Here is a 23,559-nt window from a genome sequence, read left to right on the forward strand (position 1 = left end):
ATTGTGCAGTTCATAAGGTCCTCCTCTCAAGCCGACGGGTGATCCCGCGCGGCAGTCGATTTCTCCTTCCCGAAACGAGGCCGTATCGGCTCGCTGCGGGATCCCAATTCATAAATTTTGTTCGATGCTCCGCTGCGTCCAGCAACACTGCGGCACCAATTCCCACGGCTCAGACACCGGTAGCAGGCGGCACGTTCTCCTCAAGACAATTGCCGCCGACCTTTTGGCCATTTTCGGCTAGCGTCGAAGTGGCTCGACGTTATCCGTAACGTTACGAATAGCGATCATCAGTTGTTTGTCAACCGAAAAGGCTTTGTTTGGAGCCATTTCATGTTCGACCATGAAAGCTCCATCCATAACGTTACGGAAGATCATGGATTGAGGATATGGCTGCCGTGATCAACAAATTCGCCAGGGACCACGCGGCGTAGTTGCGCGTAATCTTCGCCATCGATCGCGCGGGCCAGCATTTCGGAAAGCAGGTCTGCAATGCCAGCATGCGGGTAATAGAATGCACTCGTCGGCGGGCTCAGAAAGTCATGTAACCTCGCGCCGCCGTACGTGATAAGGCCGAAATCCTTACCGATCTGCCGGCCCGCCTGCTGCATGGCGGTGATGAATCCAAGCCCTGCCTCGTCAGACGCGACAAAGGCGCCTGTCGACTCTGGATGACGGAGCAATACCTCCCGCGCCATATCGACGCCGCTCTGCGGCGTCGTCGCCGAAAAATGGATCAATTCATCGGGCACGGTCAGGTTGCGGGCGTTGAAGGTCTTCGTCCAGCCTTTCACGAATTGCAGGCTGTAGCTGAATTGGCTCGACGGCGCGAAAAGCAAGGGGTTCGGATGTCCGTTGTCTAGCAGTAATCTTGCCGCGTCGGCGCCGATCTGCTCGTGGTCGAGGTCGACATACGGGTGGGCGCTCAGGAGTTCAGTCCGGCCAAACGTGACAAAGGGCATCCCGATCTCGAGCAAATATTTTACCCGCTCATCCTGGGGACGCGTATGCGTGATGATCACTCCATCAACCGAACCCTCGCGGGCCAGATTGCGGACGATGTCAAGCGGATCGTCGTGTTGCAGATGAGGAACGATACCGGTGCGATAGCCTCTCGCTTTCATGGCCGTGGAGATGCCAACGAGCAGTGACGCCGTCACGATATTAAGCTGCTCCTGTCGTTCGAATGAAAGCACCATTGCGATCGATTGGGAGCGCCCTGTGCGAAGATTGACCCCACCTGTGTTGGGTCTATACCCGAGCTTGTCAGCCGCGCGCTTGACGCGATCGATCGTCTCCTGATTCACTTCAGGCCCGTCTTTGAGCGCTCGGCTCACGGTGGTAACGGAAATGCCGAGGTGCTGGGCAACGGTTCGTAGCGTTGCTCTAGGCTTTTGCTGGTTCATTCGGTGACATCGCTACCTTTTCATTGCAAGTCGTCATCGGACTCGTAATCGGAGCTGGCTGTCCAATCAAGAATTAGCTCCGCTACCGTTGCCGTGCTGAGACACTTGTGGAGCTTGGCTTAACCGACGACTGGCAGCACATGATCGATAGCACGCTCATACCGGGCCATTCTCAGGCTGCTGGCGCAAAAGGGGACTGATAAGGAGGCTGTTGGTTGATCACTCGGCGGCTTTACGACAAAAATCCATGCCCGCGCAGACGGTCAAGGTCGCCCTCTTGGCTTCATCCGAACAGGTGGCGAGGTTTCTGATTACAAGGCAGTCCCTCAACTTCTTGCTATTCCCGTCACCCGTCCGCGAAAGATGCTTGCGGACAAAGGATATGATGCAGACGCCGTTCACGGCGGCAAGCTCGATCAAACGGCACGCGCACGTCACCGCGCTAGGCAAATCGCGCCGGTTCCCAAGATCACTTTCTCCGACACATTCCCTCAGAAACAAGTTTCGATCTTGGGCCCTGTGAGATAGACATCACAGGTCCATACGCGCGTGCTCTGCTTCGACGCGTCAATCCCCGGAGTTGCATCATGAAAATCGCGCCGCAGCAGCGGATCTATGCCTGCTTCTTTCTCTTCGCTGTGTCGCTGGGGGCGCTGCTGTCGAGGATGCCGGATTTGCAGGTTGCGCTTGGCGTCAATAAGTCCGAGCTTGGGTTAACGCTGATAGGGGCTGCGATCGGCGCCTTGATTTCGTTGACTTTATCTTCGCCCTTGATCGCCCGGCTCGGCGCGCGTACGACGGCATTCATTACTGTTCTCGGCACGTCTGCGCTGCTGTCGCTGGTGCCGTGGATCGGTGCGGCGCCGGTCGTGTTCTGTGTGCTCTTCGTTGAGGGGCTGCTCGCCGGGGCGCTGGAGATCAATCTCAATGTTGAGATCGACCGCATCGAAGCGCAGCTAGGACGCGGCGTGATGAACAGGGCGCATGGTTTCTGGAGCCTCGGCTTCTTCGTCACGGCGCTTGTCTCATCGGTCGTCCGCCAAGCGGGCATTTCGATGGAACTCCATCTCGCCGCCACCTTTGTCACGGTTCTTGTCATCGGCATCTGGGCGATTTCCGGCATGCGGAATGCGCCGGCGCGGATCGCGTTGCATGAAGGCAAGGCACCGCTGGTAGCGCTTCCCACCTGGGGCCTAATGCCGCTCTGCGTGATCGGCATCGCGGCCTTTCTCGTCGAAGGTGCCGGGATCGACTGGTCGGCGATCTATATGCGCGATGTGTTTTCGGTCGAGCCCTTCATTGGCGGATTGGGATTGACGCTCTTTACCTTCTGCATGGCGCTGGCGCGCCTGTTCGTCGATCCGCTGGTCGATCGGTTTGGCGCACGGGCCGTCGCCACGATGTTGCTTGTTCTTTCGGCGATCGGCATCTGCGCCGTGTCGGGGGCGCCGCATCCCTATGTCGCGCTGGCGGGCTTTGCCTTGATGGGCGCCGGCTGCAGCGCGGTCTATCCTCTCGCCGTTTCGGCGGCGGCCCAACGCACAGATCGCGCGGCGTATCTCAACGTCGCCGCCCTCGGCCAGATGAGCTTTGTCGTCTTCTTCCTGGCGCCGCCGCTGCTCGGTTTCATTGCCGAACATGCTGGCATCCGGACATCCTATCTCGTCTGTCTTCCGCTGATCATTTACGCGCTCTTCTCGGCCAAGGCGCTTGCTACGCTCCGGGCTGCCGGCGGCGGTAGCGCTGCGACTGCTCGGAGCGTCAACGGGTAACGGATTGTGCTGCCGGTTTTTGGCCGCGCGATTGGTTCGGCGAAACCCCGAACGAGCACGTATTAACGGCCTGCTCGGTGCTCTCCCTATGCAATACGGCTGGCACTGCAGGTCGAAATAGATCGCCTTGCGAGATTGAAGGTCAGTCGCGCGTCTGGTCGAGGGAATTGCGGTCGCAGGCGCGAGGCCACTTGCTTGCCGTCGAGTTTGTTGACGGCAAAGCTATCTGAGCCGGCGGGCTCGACCACGTCGGTCAGGCGATCGCCCTCACCATTGTGCCCCATTGATCACCTATAAACCAGCCTGGCGATGACTCTTCGCCGAATTTGCAGACGAACGGTGGTCTTGAACGGGATCGAACCGGCGTTGGCTAATCGTGAAGCACCTGATAGGTCATAGACCGCTGTGTATGAGGTCTTGGCACCATGTCAGAGACAACCCTCGGACCGGAATGGAGAGCTTTTGATGGGCTGGAAAACACCGAAGATCGAATACGTGAATGGTTATAAGATCGTTGAAGTTGAGGGGCCTAGCTTCAAAGTCTACGATGGCGACCGTCAGCTCGGGGACGATTTCCCCTACCCCGGAGAAGCTGCTGCTTACGCAACCTCGTTGCCAAAACGGGATCATCCACGCAGCTAGGCGAAACGCCGCGGAAGATCATTCAAAAACCCCTTATGGCAGCCTTACTGAAAGTGGAACAAGATTTGACCAGCTCCCAACTTTCTTCACCGCTGGAACTGCTTGGGTGGTCTGAATTCTTCGCGGACCAGGTCCAGCCCAGCGAAGCGGGCTTGATCCCCAGACGCATCGCTTCAGTTCACCGGGCACGCATCGAGGCAATCGATGTCACCGGGCCGGTCGGACTGGAATTTCCAGCCAATACCAGTACTGGTGACTACGCGGTGGGCGACTGGGTTCTTGCCGATCCACTGACTGACATGCTTATCAGACGTCTCGACCGAAAAAGCGTCTTTCAACGACGCCCGGAAGGCGGACGTGGCCAGCAACTTGTTGCCGCCAACGTCGACACCCTGTTGATCGTGACCTCGTGCAATGCCGATTTTAATCTTGCTCGGCTGGAACGTTACCTGATCATGGCCAACCAGGCCGGGAGCAATCCGGTGATTGTGCTGACGAAGGCCGACACCGCGGAAGATGCCGGCATGTTCCAGGCGCAAGCCGAGGCTTTGCAGCGTGACCTGCCTGTCATTGCCTTGAATGGGCGCTCCGCGGACGCCGTTTCCCTGTTGAGGCCCTGGTGCGGCGTTGGCCAAACGGTTGCGTTGGTGGGGTCTTCTGGTGTCGGAAAATCAACACTGGTGAACACCATGACTGGGCCAGAATCTGACATAAAGCAAAAGACGGGCACCATCCGCGAATACGACGCGCAGGGCCGACACACCACCACGGCGCGATCCCTGCATGCAATTTCAGGCGGTGGCTGGGTCATCGATACGCCGGGAATAAGAACGCTTTACGTGAGTGATGTTGCCGACGGTATAGACACCCTCTTTGCTGAAATAACTGAACTGGCGCCGCTTTGCCGCTTTCGCGATTGCACCCATGCCCATGAACCGGGATGCGCGGTTCAGGCAGCCGTCGCAAGCGGCGCCCTGCTCGCCGATCGCCTGGAACGCTGGCGGAACCTGCTTGCAGAAAACCGCGACCGAACACCGGTCGTGAGCGGACCCCGCGGCAACAAGATCGTTCGCAAGAAGAAATATTGAAAGTGTTGAACGTTTGCGACGGTGCTGATCGGCGTCAGCCACAATCCGCCACCTGAATTGGCTGGCCTGTGGTGACAGCGTCAGCGCTCAATGAGTGGGATTGCGGTCAAGAAGAAGACCCTGCAAGCGATCGCTCCCGCTTGTGAGGGATATGTCTTTGAACAACCGCGATATGAGGCGCGGTCGCAATCCTTGCCTCTCATCGATGAGGAGGAATGACATCCTCTTTATCTCGATCGTGATCACGCCTGCATTGTCATGGCGACGATAATTCCCGGAATCCATCGCATGGAATCCATTTTCCACCGCCCAGGCGGCTATCATATCCGCGTTCATCAAGGTCCTGCTTTAGGAGATGCGGACGTGCTGTCTCTAGCTGTCCCGCTCGCGCAAATCGCTTCGCAGTCCTACGGATACCGCAACTGAATCGCTCTAATCCAGCCAAATCCGTCCAAGATCACAGTTCCCGCTTAGGTGTTGCGAGAAAGACTCGAAGCGATCGTTGTCAATCGCTCGACTCAGCCGAGGCCGGGCCGCCCGTTTAGCGCTCTTGATGGGATAAGAACTCTTGGCCCACCCAGTAAATTGAGAGGTGAAACGAGCCAATTTCTCATGATGGTTATCAAGACGCAGATTCCCAGAAGCCTGCTTCCTGAAACCGCTATGATCTGTCACGAAGCTCGCTCCCGTGCATTCCCCACATCTGCTATTTCAGCGGCCATGCCGACATCCCGAAGTCGATGACGCGCCGCAGCACGAGGCCGCTCGCGCCTGCCTGTGGCAGGTTCATTGCAGCCTGCAAAACGCCGAGAAAATGCCAAGCCAAGCCATCGATATCCGCCGCTGATGGCAACTCGCCATTGCCACACAGACTTCCTTGCTGCGCCGGCAAGGAAGCCGGAAAGAGACGCGCTGCAATCATCCCGGAGCGCCTCACCGTTCGGATGGCCACGGTCTCAGGCTTCGGCTCAGATATGCAGGGCGCTTCCCAGAGCTTTCAGCGCCGCCTCCATCACCGCTTCGCTGCGGGTCGGATGCGCATGGATGGTGCCGGCGATGTCTTCCAGGCGCGCACCCATCTCGATGGCCAAAGCAAAAGCCGCCGAGAGCTCGGAGACCCCGGCTCCCACCGCCTGCAGGCCGAGCACGAGATTAGTATCGGCGCGGGCCACGACGCGCACGAAGCCTTCTTCGGACAGCATCGTCATTGCCCGTCCGTTGGCGCTGAACGGAAACTGGCCGGTGCGGATTTCATAGCCTTGCGCCTTCGCCTCGGCCGGCGACAGCCCGGCGCTAACGATCTCCGGATCGGTGAAGCAGATGGCGGGAATGCATCGTTTGTCCCAGGCCCGCTTCTTTCCGGCGATGATTTCCGCCACCATCTCCCCTTGCGCCATGGCCCGATGGGCAAGCATCGGCTCGCCGGTCACATCGCCGATCGCATAGATGCCGCGCATCGACGTGCGGCAACGGTCGTCGATCCTCAGATAAGGGCCGGCACGATCGAGATCGAGCTCTTCGAGACCGGATCCTGCGGTTCTTGGGCGGCGGCCGACGGTGACGAGGATGCGGTCCGCCGGCAGGGTCTCTCGCCGGCCATCAGCCGTTTCGACGATCAATGCCTCCCCATTATCGGCAAGGCCGATCGCCTTCGCACCCGTCAACACCCGGATACCGCCTTCGGTCAGCTTGCGGATGACGGGCCGCACCAGCTCGGCATCATATAGCGGCAGCACCTGTAGCGTCGCCTCGACAACCGTCACATCAGACCCCATCTTGGCAAAGGCGGTCCCGAGCTCCAGCCCGATATAACCGCCGCCGACCACGACGAGTTTTTTCGGCAGTTCCGTCAGCGACAGCGCCTCCGTCGAGGAAATGACCCGGCCGCCGAAAGGCAGATTGGCAAGCTCCACCGGATCGGAACCGGTGGCAATGACCACGGTTTCGGCGCGGATGATCTGCTGGCCGGTTTCCGTCTCCACCTCCACCGTCTTGCCGTCGCGGAAGTGGGCTCGCCCGTGGACAATCTTGACGCGCGCCTTCTGCAGCAGGCCCGAGACGCCACCCGTCAGCCGGCCGACGATCCCGTCCTTCCAGGCAATCGTCCTGCCAAGATCGATCGAGGCGCCTTCGACGCGGATGCCCATCGGGTTCTTGCCGGCAAGCATCTTTTGCGTCGCCTCGAATTCCTCAGCCGCATGGATCAACGCCTTGGAGGGAATGCAGCCGACCGTCAGGCAGGTGCCGCCCGGCTTGCCGGCCTCGACGATAACAGTATCGATGCCGAGCTGCCCGGCGCGAATGGCGCAGACATAACCGCCCGGACCGGCGCCGATGACGAGGAGCTTGCAGGCGATCTCTTTCATGGATCTCAGCTTTCGATAAAAATGAGCGCCGGCGTTTCGAGCAGCGTGCGGATGCGCTGCACGAAGTTTGCCGCATCCCAGCCGTCGATGATGCGATGATCGAAGCTGGAGGAGAGGTTCATCATCTTGCGCGGCACGAACTGCGTGCCGTCCCAGACCGGTCGTGTGGCGATCTTGTTGACGCCGACGATCGCCACCTCAGGATGATTGATGATGGGTGTCGAGACGATACCACCGAGCGCTCCGAGCGAGCTGATGGTGATGGTGGACCCGGAAAGCTCATCGCGTGTCGCAGTACCCGATCGCGCCGCTTCCGCCAGCCGGTTCATCTCGGCGGCGCAATCCCAGATGCCGCGGGCTTCGGCATGCCGCACCACCGGCACAGTCAGACCGGCCGGCGTCTGCGTGGCGATGGCGATATGCACGGCACTATAGCGCGTGATGATGCCGGCATCGTCGTCGAAAGTGGCGTTGACGTCAGGCTGCTCGGAGATGGCCTTGACCAGAGCCCGCATCAGGAAGGGCAGAACCGTCAGCTTCGGATGATCAGGCCTGCGATCGCCGTTCATGGTGGCGCGCAACTCCTCGAGCGCGGACATATCCACTTCCTCCACATAGGTGATGTGGGGGATGCGCGAGGCGGAAAGCACCATCTTCTCGGCAATGCGGCGGCGCAGACCAGTCAGCTTGATCTCCTCGGTCGCTGTCTTCCTGGCAAAGCCGTTCTTTGCCGTTGCAGGCGCGGTCCCATGGCCTAGGAATTGCTCGATATCCTCGCGCAGGATGCGCCCGGCCGGTCCGGTCGCCTGCACCTGCCTGAGATCGACACCGCTTTCCCTGGCGAAGAGCCGCACCGAGGGAGCGGCAAGCGGCTTTTCCGCCGGCGCCGGCGCAGGAGTTGGCGTTGCCGGAGCAGGTTTTGCAATCTCGGCCGTGAGCGTTTCGGCAATCGGCGTCTGCGAAATCCCTACGGGCTGCGCCTCGCCGACATCTCCCGCCGTCTCGATCCGTACCAGCGGGGCCTTGACCGCGATGCGGTCTCCGACCTCGCCGGCAAGCCAGGTGACGGTGCCATTGACGGGAGACGGAATTTCCACGGTGGCCTTGTCGGTCATGACGGCGGCGATCACCATGTCCTCGCGGACGGGATCTCCCGTCTTCACGAGCCATTCCACAATCTCGGCCTCGGCGACCCCCTCCCCGACATCCGGCATCTTGATGATGAATTCGCCCACAGCTCAGGCCTCCATGACTTCGGCAAGCGCCCGCCCGACACGGCCGGGACCGGGGAAATAGTCCCACTCCTGCGCATGCGGATAGGGCGTGTCCCAGCCGGCAACACGCACGACCGGCGCTTCGAGATGATAGAAGCAATGTTCCTGTACCAGTGCTGCGACCTCGGCGCCGAAGCCGGATGTCAGTGTTGCCTCATGCACGACGACGCAACGTCCGGTCTTCGAGACCGATTTGACGATCGTATCGAGATCGAGCGGCAGCAGGCTTCTCAAATCGATCACCTCGGCATCGACGCCGGCATCCTCGGCTGCGGCAAGCGCCACATGCACCATGGTGCCATAGGCAACCACCGTCACCGCCGATCCCGCGCGCCGCACTTCGGCCTTGCCGATCGGGATGGTGTAGTGGCCATCGGGCACCTCGCCGAGGTCGTGTTTCGACCAGGGCGTCACCGGCCGCTCGTGATGGCCGTCGAAGGGGCCGTTATAGAGCCGCTTCGGCTCCAGGAACATGACGGGATCAGGATCCTCGATCGCCGCGATCAGCAGGCCTTTGGCGTCATAGGGATTGGAAGGGACGATCACCTTCAGCCCGCAGACATGGGTGAAAAGCGCCTCCGGGCTCTGGCTGTGCGTCTGGCCGCCGAAGATGCCGCCGCCTGTGGGCATGCGCACGACGATCGGGCAGGTGAAATCGCCGTTGGAACGGTAGCGGATGCGCGCCGCCTCCTGCGTCAGCTGGTCATAGGCCGGATACATGTAATCGGCGAACTGGATTTCGACGCAGGGCTTCAGCCCATAGGCCGCCATGCCGATCGCCGTGCCGACGATGCCGGATTCGCTGATCGGCGTATCGAAGCAGCGCGTCCTGCCGTATTTTGCCTGCAGGCCCTGCGTCGAGCGAAAGACGCCGCCGAAATAGCCGACGTCTTCGCCGAAAACGACGACATTATCGTCGCGCGCCATCGAGACGTCCATGGCGCTGCGCACCGCCTCGATCATCGTCATTCTGGCCATGTCAGTACCCCGCCTTCTGCCGCTGGCGGCGGATATGCGGCGGCATCTCGGCATAGACGCCCTCGAAAATGTCGCGCACCGAAGGCCTGCCGCCGGCATGCAGCGTGCCATGCGTCTCGGCCTGGCGCTGCGCCTCGATCACCTCGTCCATGATTTCGGCTTCCGCCTGCACATGCCGCTCTTCCGACCAAACACCCTTGACGATCAGATGTTTCTTCAGCCGCAGCACCGGATCGCCGAGCGGCCAGACCTCCGATTCCGTCTTCGGCCGATAGGCGCTCGGATCGTCCGAGGTCGAATGCGCGCCGACGCGATAGGTCACATATTCGATCAGCGTCGGGCCGAGATTGCGCCGCGCGCGCTCCGCCGCCCAGCGGGCGACGGCGTGGACGGCGAGATAGTCGTTTCCGTCGACCCGCAACGCCGGAATGCCGAAGCCGAGGCCGCGGGCAGCGAAGGTGCCGGAGCCGCCGCGGGCGATGCCCTGGAAGGTGGAGATCGCCCACTGATTGTTGACGATGTTGAGGATGACGGGCGCCTTATAGGTCGAGGCGAAGACGAGCGCAGAATGGAAATCCGATTCCGCCGTCGATCCATCGCCGATCCAGGCCGCGGCAATGCGGCTGTCGTTCTTGATCGCCGAGGCCATCGCCCAGCCGACGGCCTGCACATATTGGGTGGCGAGATTGCCCGAGATGGTGAAGAAGCCGTGCTCCTTGGAGGAATACATGATCGGCAGTTGCCGGCCGCGGAGGGGATCGCTCTCGTTCGAGTAGATCTGGTTCATCATCTCGACCATAGGATAGTCGTCGGCAATCAGCAGGCCCGCCTGGCGATAGGTCGGGAAATTCATGTCTCCCTTCTCGAGCGCCTTGCGAAAGGCGCAACTGACGGCTTCCTCGCCGAGATGCTGCATATAGAAGGAGGTCTTGCCCTGCCGCTGCGCCATCAGCATGCGGGCGTCGAAGGCCCGCAGTTTCATCATGTTGCGCAGCCCGGTCAGCAATTCCTCATCGGAAAGCGAGCCTGCCCAGGGGCCGACCGCCTCGCCGTCGCGGTTCAAAACGCGGATGATCGAATAGGCAAGGTCGCGGATGTCCTCCGATGCGACATCCGCCTCCGGCCGCGGCACCGAGCCGGCCTTGGCAATCTTGACGTTGGAAAAATCAGGCTGGCCGCCCGGACGGACGGCGGGTTCGGGGACGTGCAGGCTCAAACGAGCGGAATCCACCATGTTTTTTCGTTCCTCCCTTTTCCGGTCCTGCCCTCCCTCCCCGGAAGCGGACCGGATGTCATTCCTATAGATTGCGGGCGATCACCATGCGCTGCACGTCGCTCGTTCCTTCATAGATCTGGCAGATGCGCACGTCGCGGTAGATGCGCTCGACCGGATAATCGGCCATGTAGCCATAACCGCCATGGATCTGGATCGCGTCGGAGCAGACGCGCTCGGCCATCTCGGAGGCAAAGAGCTTCGCCATCGAGGCTTCCGACAGGCAGGGAAGCTCCGCCTCCCTGAGGGAAGCCGCGTGAAAGACGAGCTGGCGCGCCGCCTCGATCCGCACCGCCATATCGGCAAGGCGGAAGGCCACGGCCTGATGTTCGAAAATCGGCTTGCCGAAGGCCGTACGCTCCTTGGCGTAGTCACGCGCCGCCTCGAAGGCCGCCCGCGCCATGCCGACCGCCTGCGCGGCAATGCCGATCCGTCCGCCCTCGAGATTGGCGAGCGCGATACGGTAGCCTTCGCCTTCCGCACCCAGCCTCAAATCCGCAGGAATGCGCATGTTGTTGAAGGCGATCTGGCAGGTATCGGTGGAATGCAGTCCGAGCTTTTCCTCGACCCGGATCACCTCGTAGCCCGGCGTGTCCGTCGGCACGATGAAGGCGGTAATGCCCTTCTTGCCGGCATCAGGATCGGTCACGGCGAAGACGATGATGACATTGCCGTTCTTTCCCGAAGTGATGAACTGCTTGGCGCCGTCGAGCACGTAGTGATCGCCGTCACGCCGCGCCTTGGTCTTGAGGTTGGAAGCATCGGAACCGGCCTGTGGCTCGGTCAGTGCGAAGCCGCCGATCCATTCACCATTTGCCAGCTTCGGCAGGAAGCGCTGCCGCTGCTCCTCGGTGCCGAATTTCAGGATCGGCACACAGCCGACGGAGCTGTGCACGCTCATGATCGTCGAACAAGGCCCGTCGCCAGCGGCAATTTCCTCCAGTGCCGCGGCATAGGCGACCACGCCGGTGTCCGAGCCGCCATAGGCTTCCGGCACCAGCATGCCGAGCAGCCCGAGTTCGCCCATCTCCTTCAACTCCTCGCGCGGAAAGAGATGTTCCCGGTCGCGTTTGGCCGCTCCCGGCGCCAGCCGGTCGCGGGCAAAATCGCGGGCGAGATCTGAGATCTGCTGCTGGAGGTCGGAAAGGATCATCTGTTTTCCCCTTCCCTATTGCCGCTCGATGGCGACTGCCGTCGCCTCGCCGCCACCGATGCAGAGCGCGGCCATGCCGCGCTTCAGGTCGTAGCGCTCCAGCGCCGCAAGCAGTGTTACCAGGATGCGGGCTCCCGATGCGCCTATGGGATGGCCGAGCGCGCAGGCGCCGCCATGCACATTGACCTTCTCATGCGGCAGGTTGAGATCGCGCATCGCCGCCATGGCGACGACGGCAAAGGCCTCGTTGATTTCGAAGAGATCGACCTCCGAGAGCGCCAAGCCGGTACGGTCGGACAGCTTCTGCAGAGCGCCGATCGGTGCGGTGGCGAAAAGATTGGGTGCCTGAGAATGCGTGGCATGGCCAAGGATAGTGGCAAGCGGCTTGAGGCCGCGATGTTCCGCCTCGGAGCGGCGCATCAGCACCACGGCTGCCGCGCCATCGGAAATCGAGCTGGAATTGGCAGCCGTCACCGTGCCGCCGTCACGGAAGGCCGGCTTCAGCGTCGGGATCTTGTCGAGCTTCGCCTTGCCCGGCTGTTCGTCGCGGCTCGCCACCTGCTCTGATTTACCGGATTTCACCGTGACCGGCACGATCTCGCTTTCGAAACAGCCTTCCGCGATCGCCTTCTGCGCCCGCGTCAGCGAGGCGATCGCATAGGCATCCTGCGCCTCGCGCGTGAACTGATAGGCCTCGGCGCAATCCTCCGCGAAGCTGCCCATCAAGCGCCCCTTGTCATAAGCATCCTCCAGCCCGTCGAGGAACATGTGATCCACGACACGCCCATGGCCGAGCCTGTAGCCGCCGCGGGCCTTGTCAAGGAGATAGGGCGCATTGGTCATGCTTTCCATGCCGCCCGCGACGGCTATCGAGCCACTGCCCGCGGCGATCAGATCATGCGCCATCATCACCGCCTTCATGCCCGAGCCGCACATCTTGTTGACGGTGCTCGCCGCGGTCGCAAAAGGCAGCCCGGCATGGATCGCCGCCTGGCGCGCCGGCGCTTGGCCCTGGCCGGCGGGCAGCACGCAGCCGAAGACGACCTCTTCGATCGCCTCGGCCTCGACACCGCTGCGCTGGAGTGCCGCCCGGATCGCCGTTGCTCCAAGCTCGGGTGCGGTGGCGTCCTTCAGCTCTCCCTGAAAGCTGCCGATCGGGGTGCGCGCTGCACCGACGATGACGATGGGATCCTGCAAAACCATCTTTCCTCCTTGGGGCGACGCGCTCAACGCGCGCCCATCCGCAATGCGCCGTCGAGGCGGATGACCTCGCCGTTCAGCATGTTGTTTTCAAAGATATGACGTACCAGCCCGGCAAATTCCGCTGGCCGGCCGAGCCGCGGCGGAAAGGGCACGCTCTTGCCGAGTGCCGCCTGAACCTCGGCCGGCATATCAGCCATCATCGGCGTCTCGAAAATACCGGGCGCAATCGCGACGACGCGAATGCCATGGCGGGCAAGCTCGCGGGCGATCGGCAAGGTCATCGCCGCCACCCCGCCCTTGGAGGCGGCATAGGCTGCCTGGCCGATCTGGCCGTCGAAGGCGGCAACCGAGGCCGTATTGACGATCACGCCGCGTTCGCCTTCCGCATCCGGCTCCGTCTTCTCGATCGCCGCGGCGGCCAGGCGGATCATGTTGAACGTGCCGATGAGATTGATCCCGACCGTGCGTGCAAAACTTTCGAGCCGATGCGGCCCGTCGCGGCCGATCACTTTTTCGGCCGGCGCCACGCCGGCGCAATTCACCAAGCCGCGTAAGTCCCCGAAGGCTTCGAGGGCTGCAGCGATCACTGCGGCTGCTTCCTCGCCATCCGTCACGTCAGCCTTGACGAAACGGGCATCGCTCCCGAATTCCCGGACAATTTCCTCACCGGCTTCCACGTTGAGGTCGGCGACCGTCACCCGCCCGCCGGCTTCCACGATCATACGTGCCGTTGCCGCTCCGAGACCGGAGCCGCCGCCGGTCACGATGAAACTTGCACCTGGGATCAGCATGAATATTCCTCCCCGCCGGCCGCGCCATTCCTCCAAGCGCAACCGACGGATACGATTCTATTCGCTCCACCTATTGCAAGCGATGACAGAACTGCTCCATTATTTCGGCCAGTTTTGCCATAGCGAGGATAGAATGGCCGAGATCGAGCGACGCATGATCGCGCCGGGCTTCGTGGAGGAGGCACTCGACAGCCTGCGACGGCTCGGCAAGCCGACGGCGCCGATCCTTGCGCGCGTCGGTCTGGCATCCCCGGTCGATCAGCCGGTTTCGGCAGAGACCTATGGCGCGCTCTGGCTGGCGATCGCCGCCGAGCTCGACGATGAATTCTTCGGCATGGGCGCAAGGCCGATGCGCAGCGGCAGCTTCACGCTGCTCTGCCACTCCGTGCTGCATGCGCCGACGCTGGGTCAAGCGCTCCGTCGGGCGCTGCGCTTCCTCGATGTCGTGCTCGACGATCCCAGGGGACAGCTCGTCATCCGCGACGGTCTGGCGGAGGTCGAGCTCAGCGACGCCGGCGGCCCGCGTTCGGCCTTCGCCTACCGCACCTATTGGATCATCCTGCACGGCATCATCTGCTGGCTGGTCGGCCGGCGCATTCCGATCCGCCTCGTCGATTTCCGCTGCGCCGAGCCCAAACAAGGCGCCGACTATCGGCTTTTTTTCGGCGCGCCGGTACGCTTCTCCCAACCGATCAGCCGCCTCGGCTTCGACAGCGCCATGCTCGACCTGCCGATTTCACGCAGCGAACAGGCGCTCAAACAGTTCCTGCGCGGTGCGCCTGCCAATATCTTGGTGCGCTACCGTTACGATGCCGGCGTCGCCGCCACTGTGCGCCGGCGCTTGAACCAGGCAACACCTGCTATGTGGCGGAGCTTCGCCGAGCTCGCCGCCGACATGCGCATGCCGCCCTCCACGCTACGCCACCGCCTGCACGACGAGGGACAAAGCTACGCCGCCATCAAGGACGACATCCGCCGCGACCTCGCCGTCGAACTGCTGCTGGCTACACCGAAGACCATCGGCGAGATTGCCGTTCAGCTCGGCTATTCCGAGCCGAGCGCCTTCTTCCGCGCCTTCCGCAAATGGATGGGCAAGAGCCCCGAGGCTTTCCGGCGGGACGGAGCGGAAATCGAGGGCATGTCAGGCGAATCGGTTGACCCGCCCTGACTGGCCACGCGCTTTCGCGAACATGGCGGCAATCTTCATCATGAAGGACTTGCTGAAGCGACCAAGGACCGCCTGATGAGGCTCGATGTACCAGGATCGCTCGACGATATCGTAATTGTATTCGTCGACGACGATCCAACTCTGTTTGAGATCACCGAGACCGGCGCGCCGGCGTTCGATATCGGGAATTTCCAGCGCAACCCTTCCCACTTCCGGCGACTGTGTGGTGATTGCCAGAAGGACGAGATGGGTGTTTCCATCGCTCGCACTGCGGATCGCGATGACGACACAGACTGAGCGCTGTTTGCGCCCCTCGGTCTCACTACGTTGCTGTTGCCATGCCCAGAGATAGGGATAAGTTATCACCTCGCCGGGACGAAACTCATGGTTCATCGTCGTAGCTTTCCCCGCGCGCCAGCCGCTCAATCGCCTCGTCGAACAATTCGGCATGCTCGTCCGGCATCTCCGAAATGTGATGCGCACGACGCGGGTCCCCGCCGCTGCGCATCCGCTGGTAGTGCTCATAGCTCATCAGCACGAAACGTGGCTTGTTGTGGCGGGTGAGAATAACCGGCTCGCGACTGGCAACATCGGTGACATCACCAATCTGTTTATTGAGATCACCTGTCGTGAACTGTCGCATGATTATCTCTCCGGTTTAATTTCCATATATTCCATATTTTCCATCTTTTCAAGAAAATGGCGCTCACGCGCCCTCGACAAGAATTCGCAACGCTCTCCACCCGCATCATTCAAGGGCACTTTGACCCCGCAGCAACCCGCGCTACATATTTCAGCGGGAGGAGTGCCATGTTTGATTTTTCGCTCGGAGAAACCGCGGACGCGATCCGTGAAACGACGGCGCGGTTTGCCGCCGATCATATTGCTCCGCTGGCTGCGGAGATCGACGAAAGCAACATGTTTCCACGCCAGCTCTGGCCCGAGATGGGTGCGCTCGGCCTGCATGGGATCACCGTCGAGGAAGAATTCGGTGGCGCCGGTCTCGGTTATCTCGATCATGTCGTCGCCATGGAGGAAGTTTCGCGCGCCTCGGCCTCCGTGGGGCTCAGTTACGGCGCCCATTCCAATCTCTGCGTCAACCAGATCCGCCGCTGGGCCTCGCCGGAACAAAAGCGCCGCTATCTGCCGAAGCTGATCTCCGGCGAACATGTCGGCTCGCTCGCCATGTCGGAGGTCGGCGCCGGCTCCGATGTCGTCTCCATGCGGTTGCGTGCCGAGAAAAAAGGCGATCGCTATATTCTGAACGGCACCAAGTTCTGGATCACCAATGCACCGCATGCCGACGTGCTGGTCGTTTATGCCAAGACCGATCCCGCAGCCGGCCCGAAAGGCATTTCAGCCTTGATCATCGAAAAAGGTCTGCCGGGCTTCAGCGTCTCCAAGAAACTCTCCAAGCTCGGCATGCGCGGCAGCGATACGGCTGAACTGGTCTTTGAGGATTGCGCGGTGCCGGCCGAGGCGCTGATGGGCCGGGAGGGAGAAGGTGTGAAGATCCTGATGTCCGGCCTTGATTACGAGCGCGCCGTGCTTGCCGCCGGACCGCTCGGCATCATGCAGGCCTGCCTCGACGTTGTGCTGCCCTATGTTCGCGATCGCAAGCAGTTCGGCAAAGCGATCGGCGATTTCCAGCTGATGCAGGGCAAGATCGCCGACATGTATGTCGCGCTGAATTCGGCGCGCGCCTATGTCTATTCCGTCGCCCGTGCCTGCGATGCCGGCCGCGCGACGCGCACCGATGCAGCTGCTGCGATCCTCTTTGCCAGCGAAAATGCCGTGAAGGTCTCGCTGGAAGCGATCCAGGCGCTCGGCGGCGCCGGCTATACCAAGGAATGGCCGGTCGAACGCTATTTGCGCGACGCCAAGCTCTACGATATCGGCGCCGGCACCAATGAGATCCGCCGCTATCTGATCGGCCGGGAGCTCATCGCATCATGACGGTGATTTCGACTGCGATCGACCGCAATAGCGACAGCTTCAAAGCCAATGCCGGCAAGAACAAGGCCCTTATCGACGAGCTCCAAGACCGCACGGCGAAAGCGCGCGAGGGCGGATCGCAAACGGCGCGCGAGCGCCATACCGGCAAGGGCAAGCTCCTGCCGCGCGACCGCATTCAGCTTTTGCTTGATGCCGGCAGTCCGTTCCTGGAGATCGGCACGCTGGCGGCCAACGGCATGTATGATGACGAAGCACCAGGGGCCGGCATCATATCAGGCATCGGCCGCGTTTCCGGCCGCGAAGTGATGATCGTCGCCAATGACGCGACGGTAAAGGGCGGCGCCTATTACCCGCTGACGGTGAAGAAACATCTGCGGGCGCAGGAGATCGCCCTGCAGAACCGGCTGCCCTGCCTCTATCTGGTCGATAGCGGCGGCGCCAATCTTCCGCATCAGGCCGAAGTCTTTCCCGACCGCGATCATTTCGGCGCGATCTTCTACAACCAGGCGCAGATGTCGGCCGAAGGCATTCCGCAGATCGCCTGCGTCATGGGAAGCTGCACCGCCGGTGGCGCCTATGTGCCCGCCATGTCCGACGAAACGGTGATCGTGCGCAATCAGGGCACGATCTTCCTCGCCGGCCCGCCGCTGGTCAAAGCCGCGACCGGCGAGATCATTTCGGCCGAAGAGCTCGGCGGCGCCGAGACCCATGGCCGCCGCTCCGGCGTCGTCGATCACGTCGCGGAAAATGACGAACATGCGCTGCTGCTCGTCCGCGATATCGTCGCCAGCCTCAACAGCATCAAATCAGTCGATATCGACCTCAAGCCGCCGCGGCCGCCGAAACTCGATCCCGAAGATCTCTGCGGCCTCATCCCGGATGACGTGCGCTCGCCCTATGATGTGCGTGAGGTCATCGGCCGGATAGTCGATGGCTCGGAACTGCACGAGTTCAAACCGCTCTACGGCACCACGCTGGTCTGCGGCTTCGCCCGTATCTGGGGCATGCCGGTCGCCGTCATCGCCAATAACGGCGTGCTGTTTTCCGAAAGCGCGCTGAAGGGCGCCCATTTCATCGAGCTCGCCTGCCAGCGCCGCATACCTTTGCTTTTCCTGCAAAACATCTCCGGCTTCATGGTCGGCGGCCGCTATGAGGCCGGCGGCATCGCCAAGGATGGGGCAAAGCTGGTGACGGCGGTTGCGACCGCGAGCGTGCCGAAGGTCACCGTCATCATCGGCGGCAGCTTCGGCGCCGGCAATTACGGCATGTGCGGCCGCGCTTATCGCCCGCGCTTCCTCTTCACCTGGCCGAACAGCCGTATCAGCGTGATGGGCGGCGAACAGGCGGCCTCGGTGCTCGCCACCATCCGCCGGGACTCCATGGAGGCGCGCGGTGAGAATTGGCTTATTGAACAGGAGGAGGCCTTCAAGGCGCCGATCCGCGCCGGCTACGAGGCCGAGGGCAATCCCTATTATGCCACCGCCCGCCTCTGGGACGACGGCATCATCGATCCGCGGCAGACCCGGGATGTGCTGGGCCTTGCCTTTTCCGCCTGCCTGAATGCGCCGATCCCTAGAGGGACGCGCTTCGGCCTGTTCAGGATGTGAGGCGGCGATGATGGAAAGCCTTCTCATTGCCAACAGGGGTGAAATCGCCCGCCGCATCATCCGCACCGCCAAGATGCTCGGCATCCGCACGATCGCCGTCTATTCCGAAGCCGATGCCGGCCTGCCCTTCGTAACGGAGGCGGACGAGGCGATCGCCATCGGCCCCTCGCCGGCCCGCGAAAGTTATCTCTCGCAGGAACGCATCCTCGATGCCGCCCGGAAAACCGGCGCTGCTGCGATCCATCCCGGCTACGGTTTCCTTTCGGAAAATGCCGGATTTGCCGAAGCGGTGGAAAAGGCCGGCATCCTCTGGGTCGGCGCGCCCCCGGCGGCCATCCGGGCGATGGGGCTCAAGGACGCGGCGAAGGAATTGATGCAGGCGGCCGGCGTGCCCGTAACCCCCGGCTATATAGGCGCGGACCAGAGCGAAGAGAGGCTGGCGGCCGAGGCGGAAAACATCGGTTATCCCGTGCTCATAAAGGCGGTCGCCGGCGGCGGCGGCAAGGGCATGCGCCGCGTCGACCGTCCGCAAGAATTCGCCGAACTTCTGGCCTCCTGCATGCGTGAGGCAACCGCCGCCTTCGGCGACGACCGCGTTCTGATCGAACGCTATATCGCCAATCCGCGCCATATCGAGGTGCAGGTTTTCGCCGATCAGCTCGGAAATTGCGTGCATCTCTTCGAACGCGATTGCTCACTGCAGCGCCGTCACCAGAAGGTCATCGAGGAGGCTCCCGCCCCTGGTCTCGATGCCGCCACCCGCGCTGCGATCTGCGATGCGGCAGTGAAGGCAGCAAGAGCGGTCAATTATGTCGGCGCCGGCACCATCGAATTCATCGCCGATGCCTCGGAGGGCCTGCATCCCGACCGGATCTGGTTCATGGAGATGAATACGCGGCTGCAGGTGGAGCATCCCGTTACCGAAGCGATATCAGGCGAAGATCTCGTGCTCTGGCAGCTGAAGGTCGCAAGCGGCGAGCCACTGCCGAAAACGCAGGACGAGATCGTCATGAACGGCTGGGCCTTCGAAGCCCGGCTCTATGCCGAAAACCCCGCTGCCGGCTATCTGCCCTCGACCGGCCGGCTCGACCATCTCAGCCTGCCGCAAACGGTCCGCGTCGATAGCGGCGTCGAACAGGGCGATGAGATCACCGCCTTCTACGATCCGATGATCGCCAAGATCATTGCGCATGGGGCGACCCGCGAGGCCGCACTTTCGAAGCTCGCAACCGCCTGCGAGGAGATCGAGATCTGGCCGGTCCGATCCAATGCCGGTCTTCTCGCCCGCATCGCCGTCGATCCGGATTTTCGCGCCGCCCGGATCGATACCGGCTTTCTCGACCGCCATGGCAACAGCCTTGTGGCAACGGAGCCGGATACAACGGCCATCGACAGAGCGGCCACCGCGCTCTCGAAGGGCACGGATGATGATCCCTGGTCGGTGCTGACCGGTTTTCGCATCGCCGGGCCAAACGACAACCGGGTGCGCGTGCGCATCGACGGTCACCTCTATTGGGGACGGGCGCGCGCGGACCTCGAAGCAAATGCCTTTGAGATGGACGAAACGATGGTGCTTTTCGACGCTGGCAATGCCTGGCCGATCGGCCTGCCCGCCGCGAGCGAGGTCGAAGCAAACCATGGGCCAGGCGATGGCGCGATCCTGTCGCCCATGCCCGGCCTCGTCATTTCGGTGGATGTCGCCGAAGGCGATCATGTCGCCAAGGGGGACCGCCTGCTGACGGTGGAAGCGATGAAAATGGAGCATTCGCTGCGCGCGCCCTTCGACGGCATTATCGGAAAACTGCAGGTTTCCACCGGCACCAGGGTCTCGGAAAACCAGCTGGTCGTCACCGTCATGAAGGAGCAGGACTGATGGCCGGCCGCTATTTCGACGAATGGACGGTCGGCGACCGCATCGCCCACGAGATCCGCCGCACGGTCACCGAGACCGACAACCTGCTGTTTACGACGCTTTCCCACAATCCGCAGCCGCTGCATCTCGATGCCGACTATGCGGCCGGCACCGAATTCGGCCGGATCGTCGTCAACGGCACCTTCACCTTTGCGCTGACCGTCGGCCTTTCGGTCGGCGACACCACACTCGGCACGCTCGTCGCCAATCTCGGTTACGACAAGGTGACGATGCCGAAGCCGGTTTTCATCGGTGACACGCTGCGGGTGGAAACGGAGGTGACGGAACTGCGTCGCTCGAACTCCCGCCCCGATGCCGGCATCGTCACTTTCCGGCATATCACCCTCAACCAGCGCGGCGAGACCGTCTGCCAGTGCCTGCGCATGGCGATGCTGAAGGTGAAGCCGTCATGAAGCTGCGCTCGCTGCTCTTCGTGCCCGGCGACCGGCCGGAGCGTTTCGAAAAGGCGCTCGCCTCGGGCGCCGATGCGGTCATTCTCGATCTGGAAGATTCGGTTGCGCCCGCCAACAAGCCACGAGCCCGCGAGGCCATCCATGACTTCGTTCTGCGCCATGCAGGCGAAACCCATCTGCTGATCCGCATCAATCCCCTCGCCTCCCCGGAATTCGAAGACGACCTTGCCGCTCTGAGCGGCCTTCATCCTTTCGCGATCATGCTGCCGAAGGCCGAGGGTGCGGCTTCCGTGCTGAAGCTCGCAGGCTCTCTTGCATCTGAAATCCCCATTTTGCCGATCGCAACCGAAACACCATCCGCGATCTTCGAAATCGGCAGCTACCGGGAGGTCGCGGCGAACCTTTGCGGCCTGACCTGGGGGGCCGAGGATCTGCCCGCCGCGATGGGGGCTGCGACCGCGCGCAGGACGGATGGCCGTTATACGCCGCCTTTCGAGCTTGCCCGCTCGCTGACTCTATTTGCGGCGCACGCCACCGCCGTTCCGGCCATCGACACCGTCTATCCCGATTTCCACGATCTCAACGGTCTCAGGGCCTATGTCGGCCGTGCCCGGCGCGACGGCTTTTCCGGCATGATGGCCATCCATCCAAGCCAGGTCGAGGTGATCAACCACGCCTTCACGCCTGAGGCTTTCGAGATCGCCTGGGCAGAGAAAGTCGCCGCCGCCTTTGACGCCAGGCCGGACACCGGCGTCATCCAGCTTGACGGACGCATGCTGGATTTGCCGCATTACAAGCTCGCCCTCCGCATCCTGAAGGCCGCCGGACGTTAGACAACCGCTCCGGCAGGCTCGAAAGGACGCCGGCTCAATCATAGGGGGAATAACATTGCCTGCGCGGTCCCCGAGAGGGCTGAAAGCTATTGTCATAGGCTGAATACGACCGGTACCGGCGCGCGCACAAAGCATAATGTCTCCCGTCATATTCATTCGAATATTCCTCCGATGGCGCAGGAGCATCGGGCGGTGGCGGCATGACAACGCGTGGTGGCCCCGGAGGGCCGGGAAGCAAGGGGATGGGCGGCGGAACTTGTGCCATGACAGCCGATTGCGCTGCCAGAAGCAACGAGACCGTGGCGAAGGTCAGCAAATATTTCATCGAAAAGTCCTCATGTTGCGGCGTATCTCTGAAAGGTACTCCCTGCCGTCAACGGCTGAACTTCAGATCCGGCTTGTCGCCGTCCCAACCCTGAAGCCCTCCGGGAACCGAGCGGAATCGAAGGCAGTGCGTGCCCATCTTGCCAGATATGCACATCGCATCGTCCTTGACCGTCCAGGTGATGGAGAGCGCAAACGGCATCGGACCGCGAATGCTTCCGGTGCCGTCCTTCGCCAGGGTGACTTTGAGGGCCTTGCCATCCGGCGCCAGTGCCGACCAGGGCGCCCCATCGGCGAGGATCGCGGCTGCCTTCTCGGACGGCAGGAACGGTTCCTGCGCTGAGAATGCCGGGCTCGCCGCAAGCGCTGCGATCAATGCCCCCGCAAGCCGTGGATATGTCTTCATGTCGATGTCCTTTCTGCTGGTTTTTGAAATGTCGCAGCCGCCATGCCGCGCATGATTGATGACCGCCGCCTGGCTGCTAGTGAGAGACCGCCGCGCCCTTGTCGCTCCAGCTCGGCGGCAGACCGAGCTGACCGGCGACCGCCCCTTTGATGCCGGGCACAGGCCCGAAGGCCTTGCAGGCCTGGTATTTCGGGTCGCTGCCGAATGAAGCCTTGATCTTTTGCATCAATCGGATGGACGACGTTTCCTTGAACGGGTCCTGACCTTTGACCAGCATGCGGCTGAAATCGACGCCGAATGCAGATGACAGGGAATAGGCATCCCCGACCGAGGATATCCGTGCCTTTGTCGTCAGCATGTTCGCGCCACGCGACCAGATCATCGCCGCCTGCTGCGTACCGTCCTGGCCGACAGCTTCGGCTTCCACCGACAAGCCGCCGAGACCGATCGGAATCCTCGGGATTGGAACCATTGCCACCGAAGCGCCGAGCGTGGCGACGGTGGAGGTCGCGGCGACCGCACGGTTCGTCGCGATGATGTCGGTGACGGTCGCATGGACGACGAGATCCGCCGGCTGGCTTGGACCCACGACCTTGAAGCGGTCGATGAGGCTCATGCACAGCGCCCGGTCGACGGCGTTGGTCAGGAGCGCCAGGTCCTTGGCGTCGAAAGAACCGCCGCCGGCATTCTCCACCTTCGTCGGAGCGATGCGTACCGTTTGCGCGGCAAGAACCGCCGGCGAATTCACCCGCAATTTTGCTTTGGTCAGAGAGCCGCCCGACGTCGCCATTCCCGCATAAGAGCCGAGGGAAGTGCCCTGCTGCAGGGGTACGTTCGTGCAGGAGGAGAGCAAAGCGAGGAGGACGGCGCAGAGTGCCGCCCGCGTTGGCACTTCTGCTGGTCGGATATTGGAAGTCATCGGCGAATCTTCTGAACCGGGATCATGGATTCAGCTTTTAGCGAGGCCAGCGCTAATGGCGGTAAAGCCAGTGTAAAG

General features: G+C 62.1%; 24 protein-coding genes and 1 pseudogene. 10 read left to right on the forward strand and 15 right to left on the reverse strand.

Going from position 1 to position 23,559, the window contains the following annotated elements:
• Positions 1 to 371: 371 nt before the first annotated feature.
• Positions 372 to 1,403, reverse strand: coding sequence for a substrate-binding domain-containing protein (locus HX898_RS23040; protein WP_138390076.1), 1,032 nt, complete (start codon positions 1,401 to 1,403; stop codon positions 372 to 374).
• A 285-nt stretch (positions 1,404 to 1,688) separates the two neighbouring features.
• Between HX898_RS23040 and HX898_RS33295 the strand changes: the two genes are divergently transcribed.
• The 4 genes from HX898_RS33295 to rsgA all read left to right on the forward strand — a co-directional run bounded on the left by HX898_RS33295 (position 1,689) and on the right by rsgA (position 4,905).
• Positions 1,689 to 1,931 carry a hypothetical protein gene (locus HX898_RS33295; RefSeq protein ID WP_246413423.1) on the forward strand — a complete coding sequence of 81 codons (243 nt, stop codon included), beginning with the start codon at positions 1,689 to 1,691 and terminating at the stop codon, positions 1,929 to 1,931.
• Positions 1,932 to 1,990: 59 nt separating this feature from the next.
• Positions 1,991 to 3,175: an MFS transporter gene (locus HX898_RS23050; RefSeq protein ID WP_173883720.1), complete on the forward strand. Its 1,185-nt coding sequence runs from the start codon at positions 1,991 to 1,993 to the stop codon at positions 3,173 to 3,175.
• A 465-nt stretch (positions 3,176 to 3,640) separates the two neighbouring features.
• The gene (locus tag HX898_RS23055) at positions 3,641 to 3,817 is read left to right on the forward strand and encodes a hypothetical protein (protein WP_018071841.1); all 177 of its coding nucleotides are present in this window, start codon (positions 3,641 to 3,643) and stop codon (positions 3,815 to 3,817) included.
• 35 nt (positions 3,818 to 3,852) lie between these two features.
• Positions 3,853 to 4,905, forward strand: a complete 1,053-nt coding sequence (rsgA, locus tag HX898_RS23060; protein ID WP_180195845.1) for a ribosome small subunit-dependent GTPase A — start codon at positions 3,853 to 3,855, stop codon at positions 4,903 to 4,905.
• An 87-nt stretch (positions 4,906 to 4,992) separates the two neighbouring features.
• Here the strand turns inward: rsgA and HX898_RS23065 are convergent, their stop codons facing one another.
• The 9 genes from HX898_RS23065 to HX898_RS23105 all read right to left on the reverse strand — a co-directional run bounded on the left by HX898_RS23065 (position 4,993) and on the right by HX898_RS23105 (position 13,943).
• Positions 4,993 to 5,241, reverse strand: coding sequence for a hypothetical protein (locus HX898_RS23065; protein WP_173883718.1), 249 nt, complete (start codon positions 5,239 to 5,241; stop codon positions 4,993 to 4,995).
• Between the two features lie 370 nt (positions 5,242 to 5,611).
• Positions 5,612 to 5,827 carry a hypothetical protein gene (locus HX898_RS23070; protein WP_180195810.1) on the reverse strand — a complete coding sequence of 72 codons (216 nt, stop codon included), beginning with the start codon at positions 5,825 to 5,827 and terminating at the stop codon, positions 5,612 to 5,614.
• Positions 5,828 to 5,873: 46 nt separating this feature from the next.
• Complete coding sequence (lpdA, locus tag HX898_RS23075; RefSeq protein ID WP_180195846.1) at positions 5,874 to 7,271, reverse strand: dihydrolipoyl dehydrogenase; 1,398 nt, start codon at positions 7,269 to 7,271, stop codon at positions 5,874 to 5,876.
• Positions 7,272 to 7,276: 5 nt separating this feature from the next.
• The gene (locus tag HX898_RS23080; protein ID WP_180195847.1) at positions 7,277 to 8,506 is read right to left on the reverse strand and encodes a dihydrolipoamide acetyltransferase family protein; all 1,230 of its coding nucleotides are present in this window, start codon (positions 8,504 to 8,506) and stop codon (positions 7,277 to 7,279) included.
• Between the two features lie 3 nt (positions 8,507 to 8,509).
• On the reverse strand, positions 8,510 to 9,523 hold the full coding sequence (locus tag HX898_RS23085; protein ID WP_180195848.1) for an alpha-ketoacid dehydrogenase subunit beta: 1,014 nt from the start codon (positions 9,521 to 9,523) through the stop codon (positions 8,510 to 8,512).
• A 1-nt stretch (position 9,524) separates the two neighbouring features.
• Positions 9,525 to 10,757, reverse strand: a complete 1,233-nt coding sequence (locus tag HX898_RS23090) for a thiamine pyrophosphate-dependent enzyme (protein ID WP_180195849.1) — start codon at positions 10,755 to 10,757, stop codon at positions 9,525 to 9,527.
• 64 nt (positions 10,758 to 10,821) lie between these two features.
• A complete protein-coding gene (locus HX898_RS23095) occupies positions 10,822 to 11,949 on the reverse strand; it encodes an acyl-CoA dehydrogenase family protein (protein ID WP_180195850.1) in 1,128 nt (375 codons plus the stop codon).
• A 15-nt stretch (positions 11,950 to 11,964) separates the two neighbouring features.
• Entirely contained in the window at positions 11,965 to 13,152 is a 1,188-nt protein-coding gene (locus tag HX898_RS23100; RefSeq protein ID WP_180195851.1) for an acetyl-CoA C-acyltransferase, read from the reverse strand.
• Between the two features lie 23 nt (positions 13,153 to 13,175).
• A complete protein-coding gene (locus HX898_RS23105; RefSeq protein WP_180195852.1) occupies positions 13,176 to 13,943 on the reverse strand; it encodes a 3-hydroxyacyl-CoA dehydrogenase in 768 nt (255 codons plus the stop codon).
• 82 nt (positions 13,944 to 14,025) lie between these two features.
• Here HX898_RS23105 and HX898_RS23110 point away from each other — a divergent pair, with 82 nt between their 5' ends.
• A complete protein-coding gene (locus HX898_RS23110) occupies positions 14,026 to 15,111 on the forward strand; it encodes an AraC family transcriptional regulator (protein ID WP_180195853.1) in 1,086 nt (361 codons plus the stop codon).
• Here HX898_RS23110 and HX898_RS23115 read toward each other — a convergent pair.
• Together HX898_RS23115 and HX898_RS23120 are read right to left on the reverse strand one after the other, a co-directional pair.
• On the reverse strand, positions 15,085 to 15,504 hold the full coding sequence (locus HX898_RS23115; RefSeq protein ID WP_180195854.1) for a hypothetical protein: 420 nt from the start codon (positions 15,502 to 15,504) through the stop codon (positions 15,085 to 15,087). The genes HX898_RS23110 and HX898_RS23115 overlap by 27 nt on opposite strands.
• Positions 15,494 to 15,754 (reverse strand): type II toxin-antitoxin system prevent-host-death family antitoxin, encoded by a 261-nt coding sequence (locus HX898_RS23120; RefSeq protein WP_011654326.1) that lies wholly within the window; start codon positions 15,752 to 15,754, stop codon positions 15,494 to 15,496. The genes HX898_RS23115 and HX898_RS23120 overlap by 11 nt, the downstream gene beginning before the upstream one ends.
• A gap of 167 nt (positions 15,755 to 15,921) precedes the next feature.
• On the opposite strand from HX898_RS23120, the gene HX898_RS23125 reads away from it, so the two are divergent.
• From HX898_RS23125 to HX898_RS23145, 5 genes are read left to right on the forward strand one after another with little or no spacing between them, the layout of a single operon-like run.
• Positions 15,922 to 17,067, forward strand: a complete 1,146-nt coding sequence (locus HX898_RS23125) for an isovaleryl-CoA dehydrogenase (protein ID WP_180195855.1) — start codon at positions 15,922 to 15,924, stop codon at positions 17,065 to 17,067.
• A complete protein-coding gene (locus HX898_RS23130) occupies positions 17,064 to 18,674 on the forward strand; it encodes a carboxyl transferase domain-containing protein (RefSeq protein WP_180195856.1) in 1,611 nt (536 codons plus the stop codon). The genes HX898_RS23125 and HX898_RS23130 overlap by 4 nt, the downstream gene beginning before the upstream one ends.
• A gap of 7 nt (positions 18,675 to 18,681) precedes the next feature.
• Positions 18,682 to 20,547 (forward strand): acetyl/propionyl/methylcrotonyl-CoA carboxylase subunit alpha, encoded by a 1,866-nt coding sequence (locus HX898_RS23135; protein WP_180195857.1) that lies wholly within the window; start codon positions 18,682 to 18,684, stop codon positions 20,545 to 20,547.
• Positions 20,547 to 20,999 (forward strand): MaoC family dehydratase, encoded by a 453-nt coding sequence (locus HX898_RS23140; RefSeq protein WP_180195858.1) that lies wholly within the window; start codon positions 20,547 to 20,549, stop codon positions 20,997 to 20,999. The genes HX898_RS23135 and HX898_RS23140 overlap by 1 nt, the downstream gene beginning before the upstream one ends.
• The gene (locus tag HX898_RS23145; protein WP_180195859.1) at positions 20,996 to 21,832 is read left to right on the forward strand and encodes a CoA ester lyase; all 837 of its coding nucleotides are present in this window, start codon (positions 20,996 to 20,998) and stop codon (positions 21,830 to 21,832) included. The genes HX898_RS23140 and HX898_RS23145 overlap by 4 nt, the downstream gene beginning before the upstream one ends.
• Positions 21,833 to 21,866: 34 nt before the next feature.
• Here HX898_RS23145 and HX898_RS33300 read toward each other — a convergent pair.
• The 3 genes and pseudogenes from HX898_RS33300 to HX898_RS23160 all read right to left on the reverse strand — a co-directional run.
• A pseudogene (locus HX898_RS33300) lies at positions 21,867 to 22,031 on the reverse strand (BA14K family protein); the annotation flags it as partial.
• A gap of 174 nt (positions 22,032 to 22,205) precedes the next feature.
• On the reverse strand, positions 22,206 to 22,562 hold the full coding sequence (locus HX898_RS23155; protein ID WP_180195861.1) for a hypothetical protein: 357 nt from the start codon (positions 22,560 to 22,562) through the stop codon (positions 22,206 to 22,208).
• Positions 22,563 to 22,638: 76 nt separating this feature from the next.
• Positions 22,639 to 23,481, reverse strand: a complete 843-nt coding sequence (locus tag HX898_RS23160; RefSeq protein ID WP_180195862.1) for a DUF3313 domain-containing protein — start codon at positions 23,479 to 23,481, stop codon at positions 22,639 to 22,641.
• Between the last annotated feature and the right edge of the window lie 78 nt (positions 23,482 to 23,559).

This window comes from Rhizobium sp. WYCCWR 11128, from assembly GCF_013416305.1.
In the GTDB taxonomy this organism is placed as follows: domain Bacteria; phylum Pseudomonadota; class Alphaproteobacteria; order Rhizobiales; family Rhizobiaceae; genus Rhizobium; species Rhizobium indicum.

What these genes read in the sequence shown, in the direction of transcription:
- HX898_RS23040 (WP_138390076.1), bottom strand. Translation starts at nt 1,403, where the DNA reads ATGAACCAGCAAAAGCCTAGAGCAACGCTACGAACCGTTGCCCAGCAC.
- HX898_RS23090 (WP_180195849.1), bottom strand. Translation starts at nt 10,757, where the DNA reads ATGGTGGATTCCGCTCGTTTGAGCCTGCACGTCCCCGAACCCGCCGTC.
- HX898_RS23145 (WP_180195859.1), top strand. Translation starts at nt 20,996, where the DNA reads ATGAAGCTGCGCTCGCTGCTCTTCGTGCCCGGCGACCGGCCGGAGCGT.
- lpdA (WP_180195846.1), bottom strand. Translation starts at nt 7,271, where the DNA reads ATGAAAGAGATCGCCTGCAAGCTCCTCGTCATCGGCGCCGGTCCGGGC.
- HX898_RS23140 (WP_180195858.1), top strand. Translation starts at nt 20,547, where the DNA reads ATGGCCGGCCGCTATTTCGACGAATGGACGGTCGGCGACCGCATCGCC.
- HX898_RS23115 (WP_180195854.1), bottom strand. Translation starts at nt 15,504, where the DNA reads ATGAACCATGAGTTTCGTCCCGGCGAGGTGATAACTTATCCCTATCTC.
- HX898_RS23110 (WP_180195853.1), top strand. Translation starts at nt 14,026, where the DNA reads ATGACAGAACTGCTCCATTATTTCGGCCAGTTTTGCCATAGCGAGGAT.
- HX898_RS23070 (WP_180195810.1), bottom strand. Translation starts at nt 5,827, where the DNA reads ATGATTGCAGCGCGTCTCTTTCCGGCTTCCTTGCCGGCGCAGCAAGGA.
- HX898_RS23160 (WP_180195862.1), bottom strand. Translation starts at nt 23,481, where the DNA reads ATGACTTCCAATATCCGACCAGCAGAAGTGCCAACGCGGGCGGCACTC.
- HX898_RS23130 (WP_180195856.1), top strand. Translation starts at nt 17,064, where the DNA reads ATGACGGTGATTTCGACTGCGATCGACCGCAATAGCGACAGCTTCAAA.
- HX898_RS23065 (WP_173883718.1), bottom strand. Translation starts at nt 5,241, where the DNA reads ATGAACGCGGATATGATAGCCGCCTGGGCGGTGGAAAATGGATTCCAT.
- HX898_RS23095 (WP_180195850.1), bottom strand. Translation starts at nt 11,949, where the DNA reads ATGATCCTTTCCGACCTCCAGCAGCAGATCTCAGATCTCGCCCGCGAT.
- HX898_RS23125 (WP_180195855.1), top strand. Translation starts at nt 15,922, where the DNA reads ATGTTTGATTTTTCGCTCGGAGAAACCGCGGACGCGATCCGTGAAACG.
- HX898_RS23105 (WP_180195852.1), bottom strand. Translation starts at nt 13,943, where the DNA reads ATGCTGATCCCAGGTGCAAGTTTCATCGTGACCGGCGGCGGCTCCGGT.
- rsgA (WP_180195845.1), top strand. Translation starts at nt 3,853, where the DNA reads ATGGCAGCCTTACTGAAAGTGGAACAAGATTTGACCAGCTCCCAACTT.
- HX898_RS23135 (WP_180195857.1), top strand. Translation starts at nt 18,682, where the DNA reads ATGATGGAAAGCCTTCTCATTGCCAACAGGGGTGAAATCGCCCGCCGC.
- HX898_RS23100 (WP_180195851.1), bottom strand. Translation starts at nt 13,152, where the DNA reads ATGGTTTTGCAGGATCCCATCGTCATCGTCGGTGCAGCGCGCACCCCG.
- HX898_RS23155 (WP_180195861.1), bottom strand. Translation starts at nt 22,562, where the DNA reads ATGAAGACATATCCACGGCTTGCGGGGGCATTGATCGCAGCGCTTGCG.
- HX898_RS23120 (WP_011654326.1), bottom strand. Translation starts at nt 15,754, where the DNA reads ATGCGACAGTTCACGACAGGTGATCTCAATAAACAGATTGGTGATGTC.
- HX898_RS23050 (WP_173883720.1), top strand. Translation starts at nt 1,991, where the DNA reads ATGAAAATCGCGCCGCAGCAGCGGATCTATGCCTGCTTCTTTCTCTTC.
- HX898_RS23055 (WP_018071841.1), top strand. Translation starts at nt 3,641, where the DNA reads ATGGGCTGGAAAACACCGAAGATCGAATACGTGAATGGTTATAAGATC.
- HX898_RS23085 (WP_180195848.1), bottom strand. Translation starts at nt 9,523, where the DNA reads ATGGCCAGAATGACGATGATCGAGGCGGTGCGCAGCGCCATGGACGTC.